At 71.2% G+C, this 4,992-nt stretch carries 4 protein-coding genes; all 4 read left to right on the plus strand.

Annotation, left to right across the window (positions count from 1 at the left end; all coding sequences use genetic code 11):
* The coding region (locus ACFWEP_RS31425) for a carbohydrate ABC transporter permease (RefSeq protein ID WP_387375204.1) at positions 1-976 on the plus strand (976 nt) is incomplete at its 5' end.
* The gene (locus ACFWEP_RS31430; protein ID WP_387375210.1) at positions 970-1,851 is read left to right on the plus strand and encodes a sugar ABC transporter permease; all 882 of its coding nucleotides are present in this window, start codon (positions 970-972) and stop codon (positions 1,849-1,851) included. The genes ACFWEP_RS31425 and ACFWEP_RS31430, both read left to right, overlap by 7 nt.
* Before the next feature lie 141 nt (positions 1,852-1,992).
* Positions 1,993-3,669, plus strand: coding sequence for an alpha-amylase family glycosyl hydrolase (locus tag ACFWEP_RS31435; protein WP_387375206.1), 1,677 nt, complete (start codon positions 1,993-1,995; stop codon positions 3,667-3,669).
* Positions 3,654-4,721 (plus strand): LacI family DNA-binding transcriptional regulator, encoded by a 1,068-nt coding sequence (locus ACFWEP_RS31440; protein ID WP_387375208.1) that lies wholly within the window; start codon positions 3,654-3,656, stop codon positions 4,719-4,721. Before ACFWEP_RS31435 ends, ACFWEP_RS31440 begins: the two co-directional genes overlap by 16 nt.
* Positions 4,722-4,992: the final 271 nt, after the last annotated feature.

The raw sequence follows: 4,992 nt of genomic DNA on the forward strand, positions 1-4,992 counted from the left end.
GGGCGACGACGTCGCCCGCGGCCGGAGCCGCGCTACTGGTACCCCGACGCCGGGCAAGCTCCGGCGCTCCTTGTCCACGCACTGGTACGCCTGGGTCATGGTGGCCCCGGTGGTGCTCGTCATCGGCGTGATCATCGGTTACCCGCTGGTCCGCGGCATCTGGCTGTCGCTGACCGACGCCAATGAGCGCAACGTGGCGCGTTCCATCGGCGTCAACGAGATCCCCGCGACCTACGAGTTCATCGGCCTGGACAACTACAAGGACGCGCTCACCGGCGGCGAGTTCCTGTCCACGCTCGGCTGGACCCTGGTGTGGACGATCGCCTGTGTGAGCATCACGTTCTGCCTCGGCATGGCGCTGGCCAACGTCCTGAACCGGCGCATCGTCGGCCGCTCCGCCTACCGCATGGCCCTGATCCTCCCGTGGGCCGTGCCGGGCTTCGTCTCCGTCTTCGCCTGGCGTTTCCTCTACAACGAGGACCGCGGCATCCTGAACGCGATGCTCGGCGGCATCGGCGTCGACGGCATCCCGTGGCTGAACGACCCCACCTGGGCGAAGTTCTCCGTCATCGCCGTCAACGTCTGGCTCGGCGTCCCCTTCATGATGGTCGCCCTGCTCGGCGGTCTGCAGTCCATACCCGCGGAGCAGTACGAAGCCGCCGAGATGGACGGCGCCACCGCCTGGCAGCGCTTCCGGCACATCACCGTCCCCGGGCTCGCCCCGGTCTCCACCACGGTGGTCCTGCTCTCCACCATCTGGACCTTCAACATGTTCCCGGTGATCTTCCTGCTCACGCGGGGCGGACCCGGGGAGTCGACCCAGATCCTCGTCACCCAGGCGTACAAGTTCTCCTTCGAGATCAGCCCGCGCGACTACGCGCAGTCCTCCACGTGGGGCGTGCTGATCCTCGTCCTCCTCATGCTCTTCGCCCTGGTCTACCGGCGAGTGCTCCGCAAGCAGGGAGATGTCTGGTGACCACCCTCACCCCCACCCACGGCCGCCGGGCGGCGCGCCCGAAGCGGCTGCGCGGACAGCGCTCGCCGCTCGCCTCCGTGGCGCTGCACGTCACGCTGATCGTCACCTCGGTGATCGCGGTCTTCCCGGTGCTCTGGGTCCTGCTGACCTCGCTGAAGCCGGCCAAGTACGCGACGACGACGGACTTCTTCAAGGAGACGACGTTCGTCAACTACACCAACCTGATCAAGGACACCGAGTTCGTCACCTGGTTCGGCAACTCGGTGCTGGTCGCGGGCCTCTCCACGGTCCTCGGCGTCTTCGTCTCCGCCACCACCGGATACGCGGTCAGCCGCTTCCGCTTCCCCGGCAAGCGCGGACTGATGTGGACCCTGCTCATCACGCAGATGTTCCCGGTCGCCGTCCTGATCGTGCCGATCTACAACATCATGGCGAGCCTCGGACTGCTCAACCAGCCCGCCGGCCTGGTCATCACCTACCTCACCATCTCGGTGCCGTTCTGCGCCTGGATGATGAAGGGCTTCTTCGACACGATCCCGCGCGAGATCGACGAGTCCGGACAGGTCGACGGCCTCACCCCGTTCGGCACGTTCTGGCGGCTCATCCTGCCGCTCGCGAAGCCGGGCCTCGCGGTCACCGCCTTCTACTCCTTCATCACCGCCTGGGGCGAGGTCGCGTACGCCTCCGCGTTCATGGTCGGTGACGAGAACCTCACGCTCGCCGGCGGACTGCAGAAGTTCGTCAACCAGTACGGAGCCCAGTGGGGCCCCATGACCGCCGCGTCGGTCCTGATCGCCATCCCGGCGGCCCTGGTCTTCCTGTTCGCGCAGAAGCACCTGGTCACCGGAATGTCGGCCGGAGCAGTCAAGGGCTGACCGGAAGCGGTGCCCGACCCTGACCCGCGGGCACCGCCGAACCGTCACCCACCCGCACGCGTCACCGCATTCGTCACGGCGGCGCCGGACCCCCCACGACCGGGACCGGCGCCGCTCCCCACCAGACACCCCAGGGACGACATGACCCAGCACCTCGCTGCCCCCTCCACCGGCACGTCCGACGACGCCCCGGACAACCGCACCGGCTGGTGGCAGGATGCGGTGATCTACCAGGTCTATCCACGGAGCTTCGCCGACGGCAACGGCGACGGCATGGGCGATCTCGCGGGCGTCACCGCGCGGCTCCCGTACCTCCGCGACCTCGGTGTCGACGCCGTGTGGCTGAGCCCCTTCTACGCGTCCCCCCAGGCCGACGCCGGTTACGACGTCGCCGACTACCGGGCCATCGACCCGATGTTCGGCAACCTGCTCGACGCCGACGCCCTGATCCGCGAGGCCCACGCCCTGGACCTGCGCATCATCGTCGACCTGGTCCCCAACCACTCCTCCGACCAGCACGAGTGGTTCAAGCGCGCGCTGGCCGAGGGCCCCGGCTCCGCCCTGCGCGAGCGCTACCACTTCCGCGCCGGCAAGGGCGAGACGGGCGAACTCCCGCCGAACGACTGGGAGTCCATCTTCGGCGGGCCGGCGTGGACCCGGACCACGAACGCGGACGGCACCCCGGGCGAGTGGTACCTCCACCTCTTCGCGCCCGAGCAGCCCGACTTCAACTGGGAGCACCCGGCCGTCGCCGACGAGTTCCGCTCGATCCTGCGCTTCTGGCTCGACATGGGCGTCGACGGCTTCCGCGTCGACGTCGCGCACGGTCTGGTCAAGGCCGAGGGTCTGCCCGACCTCGGCTCGCACGACCAGCTCAAGCTGCTCGGCAACGACGTCATGCCGTTCTTCGACCAGGACGGCGTGCACGCCATCTACCGCAGCTGGCGCACCATCCTCGACGAGTACCCGGGCGAGCGCATCGCCGTCGCCGAGGCGTGGACCCCGACCGTCGAGCGCACCGCCAACTACGTGCGCCCCGACGAGATGCACCAGGCGTTCAACTTCCAGTACCTCTCCACCGACTGGGACGCCGACGCGCTGCGTACCGTCATCGACTCCTCGCTCGCCGCGATGCGCCCGGTCGGCGCCCCCACCACCTGGGTGCTCTCCAACCACGACGTCACCCGGCACGCCACCCGCTTCGCCAACGAGCCGGGTCTGGGCACCCAGATCCGCAACCCCGGCGACCGCGGGATGGGCCTGCGCCGCGCCCGCGCCGCGACCCTGCTGATGCTGGCGCTGCCCGGATCCGCCTACGTCTACCAGGGCGAGGAGCTCGGCCTGCCCGACGTCACCGACCTGCCCGACGAGGCCCGCCAGGACCCGTCGTTCTTCCGTGCCGACGGCCAGGACGGCTACCGCGACGGCTGCCGCGTCCCGATCCCGTGGACCCGCGAGGGCAGCAGCTACGGCTTCGGCGACGGCGGCAGCTGGCTCCCGCAGCCCCAGGGCTGGGGCGAGCTGTCCATCGAGGCGCAGACCGGCGTGGAGGGCTCCACCCTGGAGCTGTACCGCACCGCCATCGCCGCCCGCCGCGAGCTGCCGGGCCTCGGCGCCGGTACGGACGTGGAGTGGCTGGACGGCCCCGAGGGCGTCCTCTCCTTCGCCCGCCCCGGCTTCGTCTGCACCGTGAACACGACCGGTGCCCCGGTGCGGGTCCCCGCCCCCGGCACGGTGCTGGTCTCCAGCGCCCCGGTCACCGTCGAGGGCAGCGAGGCCGAGATCCCCGCCGACACCACGGTGTGGTGGACGGTGTGACCGTCCTCGCACCCAGGACCGGCTCGGCGTTGCGGCTCTCCGACATCGCCGGGCAGGCCGCGGTGAGCGAGGCCACCGTCAGCCGGGTGCTCAACGGCAAACCGGGCGTCGCCGACGGCACCCGGCAGCGGGTACTGGCGGCGCTGGACATCCTCGGCTACGAACGTCCCGTGCGGCTGCGCCGGCGCAGCGCCGGGCTGATCGGGTTGGTGACACCTGAACTCGTCAACCCGATCTTCCCGGCCTTCGCGCAGTCGGTCGAGCAGGTCCTCGCCGGGCACGGCTACACCCCCGTGCTCTGCACCCAGCTGCCGGGCGGCGCCACCGAGGACGAGCTGGTCGAACAGCTCGTCGAGCGTGGCGTCGGCGGCATCGTCTTCCTGTCCGGTCTGCACGCCGACCTGTCGGCCGACCCGGCGCGGTACGCCGAACTCGCCGAGCGCGGCGTGCCGTTCGTCCTGATCAACGGGTACAACGAGCGCATCAGCGCCCCGTTCGTCTCGCCGGACGACGCCGCCGCCGTGCGGATGGCCGTCGGCCACCTCGCCGCTCTGGGGCACCGCAGGATCGGCCTGGCGATCGGACCGCAGCGTTACGTGCCCTCCCGCCGCAAGCGGGACGGGTTCCTCGACGTGGCGGTCCGCACGCTGGGGATGACCCGCGACGAGGCCGAACTCCTCGTCTGCTCCACGCTGTTCGGCGTGGAGGGCGGCCAGGTGGCGGCCGGTGCGCTCCTCGACCAGGGGTGCACGGGCATCGTCTGCGGCAGCGACCTGATGGCGCTGGGCGTGGTCCGCGCGGCCCGGGGGAGGGGCCTGGAGGTCCCGCGCGACGTCTCCGTGGTCGGCTTCGACGACTCCCAGCTGATCGCCTTCACCGACCCGCCGCTGACCACCGTGCGCCAGCCGGTGCAGGCGATGGCCGCCGCCGCGGTGGGGGCGCTGCTGGAGGAGATCGCCGGAAGTCCCGTGCAGCGCACGGAGTACGTGTTCCAGCCGGAGCTGGTCGTACGCGGTTCGACCGCGGCGCTCCGGGCGGTACGGGGGGCATAGACGGGCGGCACGCGGCCGGAGGGGGGTCGCGTGCCGCCCGGGTGTTTCTGCGTGCACCCGTGTGGGGCGGTGAGGGCCCGGTGAGGGCCCCGGGGGCGCGGAGGAGAGGCGCCGGGAGTCGGCCCAGGATTGGGCCGGCGGGGAGGTGACTCCCGGTGCCTCTCATCGCGTCGACCGGCCCGGCCGGCCGGGCGCGTGGGGCCCAGCGCCCGAGCGCGGACCCCCCGCCCGCCGGACCCGAGTCACCCAGAACGTTACAGGCACCCCATAA

This window comes from Streptomyces sp. NPDC060198, from assembly GCF_042728415.1.
Taxonomy (GTDB): domain Bacteria; phylum Actinomycetota; class Actinomycetes; order Streptomycetales; family Streptomycetaceae; genus Streptomyces.